The organism is Enterobacter sp. R-1.6.2 (assembly GCF_035064085.1).
Lineage (GTDB): Bacteria > Pseudomonadota > Gammaproteobacteria > Enterobacterales > Enterobacteriaceae > Enterobacter > Enterobacter asburiae_B.
Window position 1 is genome coordinate 65489 of sequence record NZ_JASEYI010000021.1, and the last position, 16557, is coordinate 82045.

Consider the following 16557-nt stretch of genomic DNA (forward strand, 5'->3'; position numbering starts at 1 on the left):
GAAGTGCGAGAGCGATCACAATGCTATTTTTTGGCGGTCAGCTCGCTGTGATACTGGCGACGATATTCGGAAGGAGAGCGTTCGGTGTGCTTACGAAAGAGACGGCAGAAGTAATTGCTGTCTGTAAACCCACAGCGTGCGGCGATATCTTTGATTTTAAGATCGTAGCCTTTGAGCAGCTGGCGCGCGTGTTCGAGCCGCGTTTGCGTCAGGTATTCGTTGAACCCCACGTTGCCAATCTTCTGAAAGAGGTGGGAAAGGTAGTTCGGCGAGACGTAGAACGCCTGCGCGACGGATTCACGGGTTAACGCCGAAGCGTGATGTTCTTCGATGAAGCGGCGAATGGCCTCAAACAGGGCGCGGCTGCGGCTGGCGGTGTGGATATCGCTGCCAAGCAGATCCCGGCAGTGGCTGAGCAAGCTTAATACCACCAGTATCGCGGTCTCTTGCTCATCCGGCTGCATCTGTAATTCGGTTAGCGTCTGCAGAAGAAAAGCACCCGTTCGCGGACCGCGGCGGGCAACCTGGAGCTGCTGCACAAGCGTATTGTCATGCTGTAACTCGATAGTCAGCAGCTGCTTACCGAAATGTATGCTCAGGGCATTAGACGATGGATGCGTTAAGTGTCCAAAGGATGAAAATATCGCCTCACAGGGGGCATCAAGGGTAATGACGAGGCAGGGAGATGTTCGGGAATGCTGTTCAGACAGCGCTGAGAAATGAATCTGGCCCAGCGGTAGCGTGCGGTTTACCAGGTCTGCCAAAATTCGGGTGATATCGGAATGCATGAGAAGACTACCGAAATGTGCCGGGTGGCGCTAACGCTTACCCGGCCTACCAGTCACAGGTCCGGGCAAGCGCGGCGCCGCCGGGCATAGAGTATTAGCCGGTGTTACGCATTCCCGCAGCAACGCCCGCAATCGTCACCATCAGCGCCTGTTCAACGCGCGGATCCGGCTCTTTACCTTCTTCTTCCGCCAGACGCGAACGGTGCAGCAGCTCTGCCTGCAGGACGTTCAGCGGGTCGGTGTAGATGTTACGCAGCTGAATAGACTCGGCAATCCACGGCAGGTCCGCCATCAGATGTGAGTCGTTGGCGATGTCCAGTACCACTTTGATGTCGCCTTCCAGCAGTTCGCGCAGCTCTTTACCCAGCGCCCACAGCGCTGGTTTCACCAGACGCTGGTCGTAGTATTCCGCCAGCCACAGGTCAGCTTTCGAGAAGACCATCTCCAGCATGCCCAGACGGGTAGAGAAGAACGGCCAGTCGCGGCACATGGTTTCCAGTTCGTTCTGTTTACCGTCTTCCACCACTTTTTGCAGCGCGGCACCGGCACCCAGCCAGGCGGGCAGCATCAAACGGTTCTGCGTCCAGGCGAAGATCCACGGGATCGCGCGCAGAGACTCTACGCCACCGGTCGGGCGACGCTTCGCAGGACGTGAGCCCAGCGGCAGTTTACCCAGCTCCTGCTCAGGCGTTGCCGAGCGGAAGTAAGGAACGAAATCTTTGTTTTCACGCACGTAGCCGCGGTACAGATCGCAGGAGATATCAGACAGCTCGTCCATGATATGGCACCAGGATGCTTTCGGCTCCGGCGGTGGCAGCAGGTTTGCTTCCAGGATAGCGCTGGTGTAGAGCGACAGGCTGCTGATGGTCACTTCCGGCAGACCGTACTTGAAGCGGATCATCTCGCCCTGCTCGGTGACGCGCAGGCCGCCTTTCAGGCTTCCCGGCGGCTGTGAAAGCAGCGCTGCGTGTGCAGGCGCGCCGCCACGGCCAATCGAGCCACCGCGTCCGTGGAACAGGGTCAGCTCAATACCGGCTTTCTCGCAGGTTTTGATCAGTGCGTCCTGCGCCTGATACTGCGCCCAGGATGCCGCCATCACGCCCGCATCTTTCGCGGAGTCAGAATAGCCAATCATCACCATCTGTTTGCCCTGAATAAAGCCGCGGTACCAGTCGATATTCAGCAGCTGGGTCATGACGTCGTTGGCGTTGTTCAGGTCGTCGAGGGTCTCAAACAGCGGGGCGACCGGCAGAGCGTAGTCGATTCCTGCTTCTTTCAGCAGAAGGTGAACGCCCAGCACGTCTGACGGGGTCTTCGCCATGGAGATCACATAGGCGGCCACCGATCCTTTCGGTGCGTCCACGATCGCTTTACAGGTGTTGAGCACCTCGCGGGTTTCGTTGCTTGGCTCCCAGTTGCGCGGCAGCAGAGGGCGCTTCGAGTTCAGCTCGCGGATCAGGAAGGCCTGTTTGTCGGCTTCGGACCAGCTTTCATAGTCGCCGATGCCGAGATAGCGGGTCAGTTCGCCCAGCGCTTCGGTATGACGGGTACTTTCCTGACGCACGTCGATACGCACCAGCGGCACGCCGAAACACTTCACGCGGCGCAGGGTGTCGAGCAGTTCGCCGTTAGCGATGATGCCCATCCCGCAGGCCTGCAGTGATTTATAACAGGCATACAGCGGCTCCCAGAGCTGTTCGTTCTGGCTGAGCAGACCCTCTGGTTTTGGCAGGCGCTGACCTTTCAGACGCGCTTCCAGCCAGGCCTGAGTGGCCATCAGCTGACCACGCAGTTTCTTCATCAGGAAACGGTACGGCTCGCTGGCGCCTTCTTCTCCGGCCAGCGCGCGCAGTTCCGGTGTCGCTTCAACCATCGACAGCTCGGAGATCAGCACCTGAATGTCTTTCAGGAACAGGTCGGTCGCTTTCCAGCGGCTCAGCAGCAGGACGTGACGGGTGATTTCCGCGGTCACGTTCGGGTTACCGTCGCGGTCGCCGCCCATCCAGGAGGTGAAGCGGACCGGAACGAAGTCGACCGGCAGGCGGTAGCCGAGGTTCTCTTCCAGCTGTTCGTTCAGCTCGCGCAGGTAGTTAGGCACCCCTTCCCACAGGCTGTTTTCCACCACCGCAAAGCCCCATTTGGCTTCGTCGACCGGGCTTGGACGATGCTTACGAATTTCATCGGTGTGCCAGGACTGGGCAATCAGCTGGCGCAGACGGCGCATCAGCTGGTTACGTTCGTAGTCGGCAATGTCTTTGTTATCCAACTGCTTCAGACAGTTGTTCACTTCCACCATTTTGTGGATCAGGGTGCGACGGGTAATTTCAGTGGGGTGTGCGGTCAGCACCAGCTCCAGCGAAAGCGATTCCACCGCTTTTTTGATGGTGGCTTCGTTGAGGTCTGGCTGGTCTTTCAGTTTACGAAGGGTGCGAGCAATGACTTCCGGGTTGCTTGCCGCTTCGCCGTTTGGCGAAATGCTGTGGTATTGCTCAGCGGTGTTAGCCAGGTTCAGGAACTGGCTGAATGCGCGTGCAACGGGCAGCAGCTCATCGTTAGAGAGGTTCTGCAAGGTGGTGAGCAGCTCCTGACGACTGGCCTCGTTACCGGCACGGGAAGATTTAGACAGCTTGCGGATGGTTTCAACGCGGTCGAGGATGTTCTCCCCCAACGCGTCTTTGATGGTATCTCCAAGCACTTTGCCGAGCATACTGACATTACTACGCAACGCGGAATATTGTTCGTTCATAAAAACCCAGTCACCCCATCATTTTTGTTTATGCCCAGGCGAAAATCATCTGGACATTATTTTGTCATCTCCCTTTATAAAGCCACGTAAAACCCCCGTCGTCAATTGCTGCGAAAACGGTTCAGCAAACGAATAAATGCGGGCAATTTACGAAATTTAATTCGCATTGCGTCAGATAAGAGATGCTTATGGGAATGTGACGGAGATCATGCGATTTGTTGGCCTCACCCTGACCCTCTCCCACTGGGAGAGGGGACTCTTCGGTGCGGTTTTAATGCCAGCAGAAGTGATGCACAACCTGGGTAATCAGTTCGCGGGTTGGCTTGATGAAGCGGGTTTCCAGATATTCATCAGGCTGGTGGGCCTGGTTGATGGAGCCGGGGCCCAGGACCAGCGTAGGGCAAAGCGTCTGAATAAACGGCGCTTCGGTGCAGTAGTTCACCACGTCGGTTTTCTCACCGAGCAGCTTTTCCACCACCTCAACCAGCTGATGATCCGGCGGGCATTCGTAACCCGGGATCGGCGGATGCAGTTCGGAGACCGTCAGGCGGCCCGGCCAGCGCTCGCTCACCGGAGCCAGCGCCTCATTCAGCAGGCCGTCGAGATCGCTCAGCGTCATGCCCGGCAGCGGGCGGATGTCCATATGCAGTTCGCAGCAGGCGCAGATACGGTTGGAGGCATCGCCGCCATGCAGGCTGCCGAGGTTCAGCGTCGGATACGGCACGGTGAACGCGTCGTAGTGGTAGCGCTCTTTCAGATCGTCGCGCAGGGTCATGATGCGGCCGATGGCGTCATGCATCAGCTCGATGGCGTTCACGCCGCGCGCCGGGTCGCTGGAGTGGCCGGACTGACCCAGCACGCGCACGGCCGTAGAGATATGGCCTTTATGCGCGCGGATCGGCTGCAGAGACGTCGGCTCGCCGATGATCGCGCAATCCGGGCGAATCGACGTGTTTTCAGAGAAGTAGCGCGCGCCCGCCATGCTGGTTTCTTCGTCGGCGGTCGCCAGAATGTAGAGCGGTTTTTTCAGCTTCGTCACGTCCACGTCACGCAGCGCGTCGAGGATAAAGGCGAAGAAGCCTTTCATGTCGGCGGTGCCCAGGCCATAGAGCTTGTTGTCGTGCTCGGTCAGGGTGAACGGATCGCGCGTCCAGCGGCCATCGTCAAACGGCACGGTGTCGGTATGGCCGGCCAGCAGCAGGCCGCCCGCACCGGTTCCGGTGCTGGCGAGCAGGTTAAATTTGTGGCGTGTTCCGGGAACGGGCTGAACCTCAACGTTAAACCCAAGATCGCTAAACCAACCCGCCAGCAGATTGATTAAAGACTCATTGCTCTGATCCAGCGCTTCTTCCGTTGCGCTGATGGACGGAGTGGCAATCAGGGCGCGGTAGATCTCGATAAATGGCGGTAAGTTCATTTTCATTGTTGACACACCTTAGGTCGTGATAGTATCAATATTCATGCAATAAATGTGAATAAAAATACATTAACGTTGAGCATAAAGGAACCCGATGTTGAATACGCTGATTGTAGGCGCTAGCGGTTATGCGGGCGCAGAGCTTGTAAGCTACGTGAATCGCCATCCACATATGACCATAACCGCTTTGACCGTGTCAGCGCAAAGCAATGATGCAGGAAAGTTAATTTCCGATTTGCATCCGCAGCTTAAGGGTCTTGTCGATCTGCCGCTGCAGCCTATGTCTGACATCAGCGAGTTTACCGACGGCGTCGACGTGGTGTTTTTAGCCACCGCGCACGAGGTCAGCCACGACCTGGCGCCGCAGTTCCTGGCGGCTGGCTGCGTGGTCTTCGACCTTTCCGGCGCGTTCCGCGTGAACGACGGTGCGTTTTACGAAAAATATTACGGTTTCACCCATCAGCATCCGGATCTGCTGGAAAAAGCGGTGTACGGCCTGGCGGAGTGGAGCGCAGATAAACTGAAAGAAGCGGACCTGATTGCCGTTCCGGGCTGCTACCCGACGGCGGCGCAGCTTTCCCTGAAGCCGCTGATCGACGCAGGCCTGCTGGATCTGAGCCAGTGGCCGGTGATCAACGCCACCAGCGGCGTGAGCGGTGCAGGACGCAAGGCGGCGATTTCCAACAGCTTCTGCGAAGTGAGCCTTCAGCCGTATGGCGTGTTTAACCACCGTCATCATCCTGAAATCACGACGCATCTGGGCGCGGACGTCATTTTCACCCCGCATCTGGGCAGCTTCCCGCGCGGGATCCTCGAAACCATTACCTGCCGCCTGAAGCCGGGCGTGACCAAAGAGCAGGTGAACGAGGCCTTCACGCAGGCGTATGCGGATAAACCGCTGGTGCGCCTGTACGATAAAGGCGTGCCGGCGCTGAAAAACGTGGTCGGCCTGCCGTTCTGCGACATCGGCTTTGCCGTGCAGGGCGAGCATCTCATCGTTGCCGCCGCAGAAGATAACTTACTCAAAGGCGCTGCCGCACAGGCAATGCAGTGTGCAAATATTCGTTTCGGTTTCCCGGAAACGCAGGCTCTTATTTAAGGTGTGATGATGAACCCATTAATTATCAAACTCGGTGGTGTACTGCTGGACAGCGAAGAAGCGCTGGAGCGTCTGTTTACCGCGCTGGTGAACTATCGCGAATCACACCAGCGTCCGCTGGTGATTGTCCACGGCGGCGGCTGCGTGGTGGATGAGCTGATGAAAGGGCTCAACCTGCCGGTGAAAAAGAAGAACGGCCTGCGCGTCACGCCTGCTGACCAGATTGACATCATTACCGGTGCGCTGGCGGGTACGGCGAACAAAACGCTGCTGGCGTGGGCGAAGAAACACCACATCGCGTCCGTCGGCCTCTGTCTGGGCGATGGCGACAGCGTAAAAGTGACCCAGCTCGACGAAGAGCTCGGCCACGTTGGACTGGCGCAGCCGGGTTCGCCTAAGCTGATTAACACGCTGCTGGAAGGGGGTTTCCTGCCGGTGGTGAGCTCTATCGGCGTGACCGAAGAGGGCGAGCTGATGAACGTCAACGCTGACCAGGCGGCGACGGCACTGGCGGCAACGCTGGGCGCGGATCTGATCCTGCTCTCCGACGTGAGCGGCATTCTGGACGGCAAAGGCCAGCGCATTGCGGAAATGACGGCTGAGAAAGCCGAGCAGCTGATTACCCAGGGCATTATTACCGACGGCATGATCGTCAAAGTGAACGCCGCGCTGGATGCCGCACGCACGCTGGGCCGCCCGGTGGATATCGCCTCCTGGCGTCACGCGGAACAACTGCCGGCGCTGTTTAACGGCACGCCGATTGGCACGCGTATTCTGGCGTAATCGATTTAATGTTTTGTAGGCCCGGTAAGCGTAGCGCCACCGGGCAATGAAATTCAAAGATATTTAAGGAAGCATGTTATGGCACTTTGGGGTGGGCGTTTTACACAGGCAGCGGATCAGCGGTTCAAACAGTTCAACGACTCTTTGCGCTTCGACTACCGCCTGGCCGAACAGGATATTGTCGGCTCTGTGGCCTGGTCCAAAGCGCTGGTGACGGTGGGCGTACTGACCGCAGACGAACAATTACGGCTGGAAGAAGCGCTGAACAATCTGCTGGAAGAGGTACGTCTTAACCCGCAGCAGATCCTCGAAAGCGATGCTGAAGATATTCACAGCTGGGTGGAAGGCAAGCTTATCGACAAAGTCGGCCAGCTGGGTAAAAAGCTGCATACCGGCCGCAGTCGTAACGACCAGGTCGCCACCGATCTGAAGCTGTGGTGCAAAGATACCGTTGGCGAACTGCTGGCGGCTAACCGTCAGCTGCAGAGCGCGCTGGTGGAGACCGCGCAGAACAACCAGGACGCGGTGATGCCGGGTTATACCCACCTGCAGCGCGCCCAACCGGTGACCTTCGCGCACTGGTGTCTGGCCTACGTCGAGATGCTGGCGCGTGACGAAAGCCGTCTGCAGGATACCCTGAAGCGTCTGGACGTCAGCCCGCTGGGCAGCGGCGCGCTGGCCGGTACGGCGTATGAAATCGACCGTGAACAGCTGGCAGGCTGGCTGGGCTTTGCTTCCGCCACCCGTAACAGCCTGGACAGCGTGTCCGACCGCGACCACGTGCTGGAGCTGCTCTCCAATGCCTCTATCGGAATGGTGCATCTGTCGCGCTTTGCCGAAGACCTGATTTTCTTTAACTCTGGCGAAGCGGGCTTCGTCGAGCTGTCTGACCGCGTGACCTCAGGCTCATCCCTGATGCCGCAGAAGAAAAACCCGGACGCGCTGGAGCTGATCCGCGGTAAATGTGGCCGCGTGCAGGGCGCGTTGACCGGCATGATGATGACCCTGAAAGGGCTGCCGCTGGCGTATAACAAAGACATGCAGGAAGACAAAGAAGGGCTGTTCGACGCGCTCGACACCTGGCTGGACTGTCTGCATATGGGTGCCCTGGTGCTGGACGGCATTCAGGTGAAACGTCCGCGCTGCCAGGAAGCGGCGCAGCAGGGCTATGCGAACTCTACCGAACTGGCGGATTATCTGGTGGCGAAAGGCGTACCGTTCCGTGAAGCGCACCATATTGTGGGTGAAGCGGTGGTGGAAGCCATTCGTCAGGGTAAACCGCTGGAAAATCTGGCGCTGGCCGACCTGCAGAAGTTCAGCGCGATTATCGGGGATGATGTGTATCCGATCCTTGCGCTGCAGTCCTGTCTGGATAAACGTGCCGCGAAAGGCGGCGTGTCGCCTAAGCAGGTGGCGCAGGCGATAGCGGATGCGAAAAACCGGTTGGTTTAAACCGTGCGGGCTGGTGCCCTCACCCCGGCCCTCTCCCACGGGGAGAGGGAGCAAAACGAAGCCTGGCTTAGCGCTGGGCTTTTTTACGCAAAAAAAAGCGGACCACGGGGTCCGCAAAAGTTCACGTTGGCTTTAGTTGTTCGAGTTTTGAGAGAAACTCGCTGACGGTGCGGGGACGTCAAGGGTCAAACACGTGCCGCCTCGTCTATGTGGTGTATTATTCAACAGAATGCTTGATAGGGATAATCGTTCGTTGCTATGCTATCTATCGCCATGAACTATCGTGGCGACGGAGGATGAATAATGAATATTCGTGATCTTGAATACCTGGTAGCGTTAGCCGAGCATCGTCACTTTCGCCGCGCGGCAGATTCCTGCCACGTCAGCCAGCCCACGCTGAGCGGTCAGATCCGCAAGCTGGAAGACGAGCTGGGCGTGATGCTGCTGGAGCGCACCAGTCGTAAGGTTCTGTTCACACAGGCAGGTCTGCTGCTGGTGGATCAGGCGCGCACCGTGCTGCGCGAGGTCAAAGTGCTCAAGGAAATGGCAAGCCAGCAGGGGGAGGCGATGTCCGGCCCGCTGCATATCGGCCTGATCCCAACCGTTGGCCCGTACCTGTTGCCGCACATCATTCCGATGCTGCACCAGACGTTCCCGAAACTCGAAATGTACCTGCATGAAGCGCAAACCCATCAGCTGCTGGCGCAGTTAGACAGCGGCAAGCTCGACTGCGCCATTCTGGCGCTGGTGAAAGAGAGTGAAGCCTTTATTGAAGTGCCGCTGTTCGATGAGCCGATGATGCTGGCGATCTATGAAGATCACCCGTGGGCGAACCGCGATCGCGTACCGATGGCCGATCTGGCCGGTGAAAAGCTGCTGATGCTGGAAGATGGCCACTGCCTGCGCGATCAGGCGATGGGCTTTTGCTTCGAAGCGGGTGCGGATGAGGATACCCATTTCCGCGCAACCAGCCTGGAAACGCTGCGTAATATGGTCGCGGCGGGAAGCGGTATTACGCTGCTGCCTGCGCTGGCCGTGCCGCGCGAGCGTAAACGTGATGGCGTGGTTTATCTGCCGTGCATTAAGCCGGAGCCGCGTCGCACTATCGGCCTGGTGTATCGTCCGGGCTCACCGCTGCGCAGCCGCTATGAGCAGCTGGCAGAGGCCATCCGTGGTTCGATGGATGGCCATTTTGACAGCGCGTTAAAACAGGCGGTTTAAGCCGTTCAGCGCGGCTACCCGATAGGCTTCCGCCATGGTCGGGTAGTTAAAGGTGGTGTTAACGAAGTACTCAATGGTGTTACCACCGCCTTTCTGCTCCATTATCGCCTGGCCGATATGAATGATTTCCGCCGCGCGTTCACCAAAGCAGTGAATGCCGAGGATCTCTTTGGTCTCGCGGTGGAACAGGATCTTCAGCGTTCCCACGCTCATCCCCACGATTTGCGCCCGCGCCAGATGTTTAAACTGCGCGCGACCCACCTCGTAAGGCACCTTCATTGACGTCAGCTGCTGCTCGGTTTTCCCGACTGAACTGATTTCCGGGATGGTATAGATCCCCGTCGGAATATCTTCGATCAGGTGCGCCGTCGCTTCGCCTTTTACCAGCGCCTGTGCGGCGATGCGTCCCTGGTCGTAAGCGGCTGAGGCCAGGCTTGGGTAGCCAATCACGTCGCCGACCGCGTAAACGTGCGGCAGGGCGGTCTGATACATGCTGTTGACCTTCAGCTGACCGCGACTGTCGGTTTCAAGCCCGATATTTTCCAGCTGCAGTGAATCGGTGTTGCCGGTACGACCGTTGGCGTACAGCAGGCAGTCTGCTTTCAGCTTCTTACCAGACTTCAGGTGCATGATCACCCCGTCGTCGCAGCCTTCGATCTTCTCGTACTCTTCGTTGTGGCGAATCACCACGCCGCTGTTCCAGAAGTGGTAGGAGAGAGAGTCCGACATCTCCTGATCCAGGAACGCCAGCAGGCGGTCACGGGTGTTGATCAGGTCAACTTTGACGTCCATTCCGCGGAAGATCGACGCATATTCGCAACCAATGACCCCTGCACCATAGATAATGACGTGGCGAGGCTCATGGTGCAGGCTCAGAATCGAGTCGCTGTCGTAGACGCGCGGATGCGAGAAGTCCACGTCGGCCGGATGGTAAGGGCGTGAGCCGCAGGCGATCACAAATTTTTCAGCCGTGATGGTTTCAACCGAACCGTCGTGGCATTCGAGTGCCAGGGTGTGTTCATCCACAAAATGCGCGTTGCCCTGCAAAATTTCACAGTGGTTACGCTCATAAAATCCCTGACGCATGCGTGTCTGCTGGTTAATAACGGTATCCGCGTGATTCAGGATGTCAGCAAAGGATGAACGAAGAAGTCGGGAGTGGTCGCTGTAAAGAGGGTTCTGGTTAAATTCGATAATGCGGCTAACGGCGTGGCGGAGGGCTTTCGAAGGGATGGTGCCCCAGTGGGTGCAACCGCCGCCGACATTATGGTAGCGCTCGATGACCGCTACTCTGGCTCCCTGTTTCACCAGACCCATAGCAGCACCTTCGCCGCCGGGGCCGGAACCAATAACTATTGCGTCGTAATCGTAGGAATGTGGCATGGTAAGGCTTACCTGTTCTTATACATAAAAGCAACAGAATCATAACATCATTGCCAGAGTAACCCAATTATCGTTGTGCTTTTTTCGGGCAGTGGAGCACAAACCGCACGTAAACAATCATTCACAAAGCCAGGCAAACAGATTAATTTTATTCTCTGGTATAGTGCCATCAGGCCTTTGGAAGGATTCAACTATCGTGATGGGCGTAAGAGCACAACAAAAAGAGAAAACCCGGCGTTCGCTGGTGGAAGCCGCATTCAGTCAACTGAGTGCTGAGCGGAGTTTTGCCAGTTTGAGCCTGCGCGAAGTCGCACGCGAGGCCGGGATAGCGCCAACGTCCTTCTATCGTCATTTCCGTGATGTGGATGAACTGGGCCTGACTATGGTCGACGAGAGCGGTCTGATGCTGCGCCAGCTGATGCGCCAGGCGCGTCAGCGTATCGCCAAAGGGGGCAGCGTGATCCGCACCTCCGTATCGACCTTTATGGAATTTATCGGCAATAACCCCAACGCGTTTCGTCTGCTTCTGCGCGAGCGTTCGGGCACATCGGCGGCGTTTCGTGCCGCCGTCGCGCGTGAAATTCAGCACTTCATCGCGGAACTTGCCGACTATCTTGAACTCGAAAACCATATGCCGCGTGCGTTTACTGAAGCACAGGCCGAGGCGATGGTGACGATTGTTTTCAGCGCGGGTGCCGAAGCGCTGGATGTCAGCATTGAACAACGCAAACAGCTCGAAGAGCGACTGGTATTGCAGCTCAGGATGATCTCCAAAGGCGCGTACTACTGGTATCGCCGTGAACAAGAGAAACTGGCACATCAAACCGAAGAGTGAAGGTGAGTAATGAAACAGTCAGGTCAGGATAAAGGGACGCTGTTGCTGGCATTGATCGCTGGCTTATCCATTAATGGTACGTTTGCCGCTATTTTTAGCTCAATTGTTCCATTTTCGATTTTCCCGCTTATAGCGCTGGTGCTGACGGTTTACTGCCTGCATCAACGTTACCTGAACCGCACCATGCCGGTGGGGTTACCGGGGCTGGCCGCTGCCTGCTTTATTCTGGGCGTATTGCTGTATAGCACGGTGGTTCGCGCGGAGTATCCGGATATCGGCTCTAACTTCTTCCCTGCGGTACTGTCTGTGGCGCTGGTGTTCTGGATTGGCTCGCGCATGCGTAGCCGTAAGAGCCAGTTACCGGAGTAATGAATTATTTGTAGGGCAGGTAAGCGAAGCGCCACCTGCCAAAAACGCCGGATGGCGCTACGCTTATCCGGCCTACAGATCACCGTGCGGTAAGTAAAACGCCGCACTCCATATGGTGCGTATACGGGAACTGATCGAACAGCGCCAGACGTTCAACCTTGTGCGTTTGGCCTAATGTTTCGAGGTTCTTGCACAGCGTCTCCGGGTTACAGGAGATGTACAAAATACGCGGGTACGCCTGAACCATCTTCTCGGTTTCGCTGTCCAGGCCACTGCGCGGCGGGTCGACAAAAATCGTCTCACACTGGTAGCTTTTCAAATCGATCCCTTCCAGGCGGTTAAACTGGCGTACGCCGTTCATGGCCTGCGTGAATTCTTCCGCGGCCATACGAACGATCTGCACGTTATCGATATGGTTAGCAGCGATGTTGTACTGCGCGGCAGCCACCGACGGCTTGGCGATTTCCGTTGCCAGAACGCGATCGAAATTACGCGCCAGCGCCAGCGAGAAGTTGCCGTTACCGCAGTAGAGCTCAAGCAGATCGCCCGTTGACCCTTCCGTCGCCTTCAGCGCCCACTCCAGCATCTGCACGTTCATCGCAGCGTTTGGCTGGGTAAAGCTGTTCTCGACCTGACGATACACCATCTCTTTACCTGCCACCGGCAGGCGCTCGTCGATGTAGTCCTGATCCAGCATGATTTTGGTTTTTGTCGCGCGGCCAATCAGGTGAACGTTGATGTTCTGCGCGCGCAGCGCATCGCGCAGCGCTTCTGCCTGCTCGCGCCACTCGTCATTGAGCGCTTTGTGGTACAGCAGGGAGACAATCGCCTGATTGCTTTGCGTGGTCAGGTAGTCAATCTGGAACAGCTTGTTACGCAGTACCGGATTGTTGCGCACGCCGTCCATTATCAGCGTCATCAATTGGTTAATGAGCTCGCTCGCCGCCGGAAAGCTGTCCACGCGAATACGGGATTTCGTCTGCTGATCGAAAATGATGTGGTACAGGTCGTCGCCGTCGTGCCAGATGCGGAACTCGGCGCGCATGCGGTAGTGGCTGACGGGAGAGCGGAACACCTCGGGAACGGGCGCGTTGAAAGGCGTCATCATACTTTGCAGGCGGACGACTTTCTCTGCCAGCTGCGCGTCGTACTGTTCTGTCGGGAGGTGTTCTGGGGTCATGATGCGTCCTGAGTGATAAAGAATTACGCGGGGATTGTAGGCATTGTTCAGGGGATGTCCAGATTTAATGGGCAATAGCTGTCTGGACATCCATACGTGTCTAATTGTAGCATTCTGTTTCCGGTCTCCTGAGAGTGAAAAGGGAATCCAGTGTAAATCTGGAGCTGACGCGCAGCGGTAAAGTCTGGCGGGATGAGCGTTGTAGACACTGTGAAAATGGGAAGTCTTCATCCTTATATAGCCACCTAGCCCGAAGACCTGCCGGGATCACGTCGCATTTGGTTTCATCATCGCGTGCTATCGATGAGGCCTGCGGCATCCTTCTTATATTGTGGATGCTTTAACAATGATTAAAAAAGTATCGCTGTTGACGGCGTTGTCCGTCACGGCATTTTCGGGCTGGGCGCAGGATAGCGCCGACTCGTTGGTGGTGACGGCAAATCGTTTTGAACAACCTGAAAAAGCTATTCTGGCTGCAACCTCCGTTGTTACGCGTGCCGATATTGACCGTTGGCAATCAACCTCAGTCCTTGATGTTATGCGTCGCCTGCCCGGCGTGGATACGGCGCAAAATGGCGGGATGGGGCAACTCTCTTCTCTCTTTATACGTGGCACCAACTCCAGCCATGTCCTGATCCTTGTTGATGGGATCCGCCTTAACCAGGCGGGCGTTACGGGGTCGTCCGATCTCAGCCAGTTCCCGATCTCCCTGGTGCAGCGTATCGAATATGTTCGTGGACCGCGTTCGGCGGTATACGGCTCGGACGCGATTGGCGGAGTCGTAAACATTATTACCACTCGCGCGAAGGACGGTACCACGCTGAATGCAGGTGTAGGGTCGCATGGTTACCAGAATTATGGCGGCAGTACTCAGCAAACATTGGGCGACAGCACGCGCGTCACGCTTGCGGGTGATTACACCTATACCAAAGGGTTTGATGTGGTTGCGGACGGCAACAATGGTGGCCTTGCCCAGACCGATCGCGACGGCTTTATGAATAAAACGCTCTATGGTGCACTGGATCACGCATTCTCGGAGCAGTGGAGCGGATTTGTTCGCGGCTTTGGCTACAGCAACCGTACTGCCTACGACGGTTACTACAGTTCATTTACCCCTGACGTACTGGTCGATACCCGCCAGCTCTATAGTCAGACCTGGGATGCAGGATTGCGCTTCAACGATGACATCTTCCATTCACAGCTGCTCACCAGCTATAGCCACAGCAAGGACTATAACTACGACCCAAATTTGGGCCGCTACGATTCGACAGCCACACTGGATGAAATCAAGCAGTACAACGTCCAGTGGCTGAACTCCGTTGATGTTGGCCATGGAAACATTGGCGCGGGCGTTGACTGGCAGAAGCAGAGCACCGAGCCGGGTACAAACTACGTGACCAACGGCTACGACCTGCGTAACACCGGCGTTTACCTGACCGGGTTGCAGCAGTTTGGTGACTTCACTCTGGAAGGAGCGGTTCGCAGCGATGACAACTCTCAGTTCGGTCGCCATGGCACCTGGCAAAGTAGTGCGGCCTGGGAGTTCGTGGAGGGTTACCGCTTCGTTGCTTCTTATGGTACGGCCTATAAAGCACCGAATCTGGGTCAACTCTATGGTTTCTATGGCAATGACCATCTTGATCCCGAAGAGAGCAAGCAGTGGGAAGGTGCGTTTGAAGGCCTGACGGCCGGCGTGAGCTGGCGCGTCTCCGGCTACCGTAATGACGTCGATAATCTCATCGACTTCGATAATAACCTTCAGCAATATTACAACGTCGGTAAAGCGCGCATTAAAGGTGTGGAAGCGACAGCATCGTTTGATACGGGTCCGTTGACGCATACTGTAGGCTACGACTATGTGGATGCCCGCAATGCCGCAACCAACGAACTTCTGGACCGTCGTGCTAAGCAGCAGGTGAAATATCAGCTCGACACGCAGATCTATGATTTCGACTGGAGCCTGACTTATCACTATCTCGGTACGCGTTACGACACTGACTTTGGTGCTTATCCGTCTGAGAAAGTAAAAATGGGCGGTGTTAGCCTGTGGGATGTCGCAGTTTCGTATCCTGTCACCTCACATCTCACAGTTCGTGGTAAAATAGCCAACCTGTTCGATAAAGATTACGAGACAGTTTATGGCTACCAAACTGCAGGACGGGAATACACCTTGTCTGGCAGCTACACCTTCTAATCCGCGTCCCACCGTGCTGGTGTTTGATTCCGGCGTCGGTGGGCTTTCGGTCTATGATGAGATTCGGCATCTCCTGCCGGATCTCCATTACATCTACGCCTTCGATAACGTCGCTTTCCCGTATGGGGAAAAGAGCGAAGATTTTATTGTTGAGCGTGTGGTTGAAATCGTCACCGCGGTACAAAAGCGCTATCCCCTTGCGCTGGCCGTCATCGCCTGTAATACGGCGAGCACCGTTTCTCTTCCCGCCCTGCGTGAAAAATTCCAGTTCCCGGTTGTGGGCGTCGTTCCTGCAATAAAGCCAGCCGCGCGCCTGACGGCGAACGGCATTGTGGGTCTGCTGGCAACGCGAGGCACGGTAAAGCGTCCTTATACCCGCGAACTGATCGACCGTTTTGCCAACGAATGCCAGATTGCGATGCTGGGTTCGGCTGAGCTGGTGGAGATGGCTGAAGCGAAGCTGCATGGAAAGGCGGTATCACTCGACGAGCTGCGTCGTATTCTCCGTCCGTGGCTGCGCATGCCTGAACCCCCGGATACCGTTGTGCTGGGCTGCACCCACTTCCCGCTATTACAGGAAGAGCTATTAGAGGTATTGCCGGAGGGGACGCGCCTGGTGGATTCCGGTGCGGCTATCGCTCGTCGTACGGCCTGGCTGCTGGAACATGAAGCGCCGGATGCGAAATCTACCGATGCGAATATCGCGTTTTGTATGGCCATCACGAAAGAGACTGAGCAACTTTTACCCGTTTTACGCCGTTATGGCTTTGAAACGCTCGAAAAACTGGCGCTGTAGCACGGTTTTGAGCAAAAAAGAGACGGTTGAAAGTTTTTTTTAAAAGAGGGGTTGTCAACGTCTGAGAACTCCCTATAATGCGCCTCCACTGACACGGAACAACGGCTTACAGGCCGCCGGGTTAGCGGGGTTCAGAGATGAACGCCGGCAGAGAAAAGCAAAAATAATCGCTTGACTCTGAATGAGGAAAACGTAATATACGGGACCTCGCAACGGTGAGCTTAACGCCGCGTTGCAACTGCTCTTTAACAATTTATCAGACAATCTGTGTGGGCACTCAAAGTGACATGGATT

At 56.4% G+C, this 16557-nt stretch carries 13 protein-coding genes and 1 riboswitch; of the genes, 8 read left to right on the top strand and 5 right to left on the bottom strand.

Annotated features, from left to right (window positions below; all coding sequences use genetic code 11):
• Window positions 1-23: 23 nt before the first annotated feature.
• The 3 genes from QMN93_RS20015 to argE all read right to left on the bottom strand — a co-directional run bounded on the left by QMN93_RS20015 (window position 24) and on the right by argE (window position 4957).
• The gene (locus QMN93_RS20015) at window positions 24-788 is read right to left on the bottom strand and encodes an AraC family transcriptional regulator (protein ID WP_058841961.1); all 765 of its coding nucleotides are present in this window, start codon (window positions 786-788) and stop codon (window positions 24-26) included.
• Window positions 789-882: 94 nt separating this feature from the next.
• Window positions 883-3534, bottom strand: coding sequence for a phosphoenolpyruvate carboxylase (ppc, locus tag QMN93_RS20020; RefSeq protein WP_193140194.1), 2652 nt, complete (start codon window positions 3532-3534; stop codon window positions 883-885).
• 271 nt (window positions 3535-3805) lie between these two features.
• The gene (argE, locus tag QMN93_RS20025; RefSeq protein ID WP_023309677.1) at window positions 3806-4957 is read right to left on the bottom strand and encodes an acetylornithine deacetylase; all 1152 of its coding nucleotides are present in this window, start codon (window positions 4955-4957) and stop codon (window positions 3806-3808) included.
• Between the two features lie 88 nt (window positions 4958-5045).
• Here argE and argC point away from each other — a divergent pair, with 88 nt between their 5' ends.
• From argC to oxyR, 4 genes are all read left to right on the top strand, one after another.
• Window positions 5046-6050, top strand: a complete 1005-nt coding sequence (gene argC, locus QMN93_RS20030; protein WP_193140192.1) for an N-acetyl-gamma-glutamyl-phosphate reductase — start codon at window positions 5046-5048, stop codon at window positions 6048-6050.
• Between the two features lie 6 nt (window positions 6051-6056).
• The gene (argB, locus tag QMN93_RS20035) at window positions 6057-6833 is read left to right on the top strand and encodes an acetylglutamate kinase (RefSeq protein WP_182382884.1); all 777 of its coding nucleotides are present in this window, start codon (window positions 6057-6059) and stop codon (window positions 6831-6833) included.
• A 78-nt stretch (window positions 6834-6911) separates the two neighbouring features.
• Window positions 6912-8285, top strand: coding sequence for an argininosuccinate lyase (gene argH / locus QMN93_RS20040; RefSeq protein ID WP_182382885.1), 1374 nt, complete (start codon window positions 6912-6914; stop codon window positions 8283-8285).
• Window positions 8286-8588: 303 nt separating this feature from the next.
• A complete protein-coding gene (gene oxyR / locus QMN93_RS20045; protein WP_023309664.1) occupies window positions 8589-9506 on the top strand; it encodes a DNA-binding transcriptional regulator OxyR in 918 nt (305 codons plus the stop codon).
• Here the strand turns inward: oxyR and sthA are convergent.
• Window positions 9489-10889 carry a Si-specific NAD(P)(+) transhydrogenase gene (gene sthA / locus QMN93_RS20050; RefSeq protein ID WP_008501785.1) on the bottom strand — a complete coding sequence of 467 codons (1401 nt, stop codon included), beginning with the start codon at window positions 10887-10889 and terminating at the stop codon, window positions 9489-9491. The genes oxyR and sthA overlap by 18 nt on opposite strands.
• A 196-nt stretch (window positions 10890-11085) precedes the next feature.
• Between sthA and fabR the strand changes: the two genes are divergently transcribed.
• Both fabR and QMN93_RS20060 read left to right on the top strand, forming a co-directional pair.
• Window positions 11086-11724, top strand: coding sequence for an HTH-type transcriptional repressor FabR (gene fabR / locus QMN93_RS20055; protein ID WP_008501784.1), 639 nt, complete (start codon window positions 11086-11088; stop codon window positions 11722-11724).
• Window positions 11725-11733: 9 nt separating this feature from the next.
• On the top strand, window positions 11734-12093 hold the full coding sequence (locus tag QMN93_RS20060) for a YijD family membrane protein (protein WP_008501783.1): 360 nt from the start codon (window positions 11734-11736) through the stop codon (window positions 12091-12093).
• 79 nt (window positions 12094-12172) lie between these two features.
• On the opposite strand, the gene trmA is transcribed toward QMN93_RS20060, so the two are convergent.
• Window positions 12173-13273, bottom strand: coding sequence for a tRNA (uridine(54)-C5)-methyltransferase TrmA (trmA, locus tag QMN93_RS20065; RefSeq protein ID WP_047059188.1), 1101 nt, complete (start codon window positions 13271-13273; stop codon window positions 12173-12175).
• Window positions 13274-13377: 104 nt separating this feature from the next.
• Window positions 13378-13554, top strand: a riboswitch (cobalamin riboswitch).
• 65 nt (window positions 13555-13619) lie between these two features.
• Between trmA and btuB the strand changes: the two genes are divergently transcribed.
• Window positions 13620-15467 (top strand): TonB-dependent vitamin B12 receptor BtuB, encoded by a 1848-nt coding sequence (gene btuB, locus QMN93_RS20070; RefSeq protein ID WP_182382886.1) that lies wholly within the window; start codon window positions 13620-13622, stop codon window positions 15465-15467.
• A complete protein-coding gene (murI, locus tag QMN93_RS20075) occupies window positions 15412-16263 on the top strand; it encodes a glutamate racemase (RefSeq protein ID WP_023309660.1) in 852 nt (283 codons plus the stop codon). Before btuB ends, murI begins: the two co-directional genes overlap by 56 nt.
• Window positions 16264-16557 lie beyond the last annotated feature (294 nt).